This is a genomic window from Mesorhizobium sp. M1D.F.Ca.ET.231.01.1.1 (assembly GCF_003999155.2).
Classification (GTDB): domain Bacteria; phylum Pseudomonadota; class Alphaproteobacteria; order Rhizobiales; family Rhizobiaceae; genus Mesorhizobium.
This window is the reverse complement of record NZ_RZOZ02000087.1, coordinates 1-389: the sequence shown is the minus strand read 5'-3', so window position 1 is coordinate 389 and position 389 is coordinate 1. Positions and strand designations below refer to the sequence as shown.

Sequence of the window (389 nt, the reverse complement as noted above, 5' to 3'; positions counted from 1 at the left end):
TGACCAAATACCGGAAAGGCGAACGGAGCTTCTACGGCCACAGCTTTCCCGACGGGCTCCGCGACAATGAAAGACTGCCGCAAGCAATCATCACGCCGACCAGCAAGGCTGCCCATGGCGGCCATGACGAGCCGCTGTCGGAAGCCGAGATCATCGGCCAGGGGCTTCTCACGCAGGCGCAGTGGGACACCGTATCACGCTATGCGCAGCAGCTGTTCGCCCGCGGCCAGCAGCGCGCCGCCGAACGCGGCCTGATCCTGGCCGACACCAAATATGAATTCGGCACCGCGCCGGACGGCACCATCGTGCTGGCGGACGAAATCCACACGCCCGACAGCAGCCGCTATTGGATCGCTGCGAGCTATGACGAGGCGTTCGCAAGCGGCGGG

The 389-nt window shown here is 64.8% G+C and carries 1 protein-coding gene; it reads left to right on the top strand.

From position 1 onward, the window contains the following. Window positions 1–389 (top strand): phosphoribosylaminoimidazolesuccinocarboxamide synthase (locus EN874_RS32410; protein ID WP_281061461.1); only part of this gene is annotated, 389 nt, incomplete at both ends.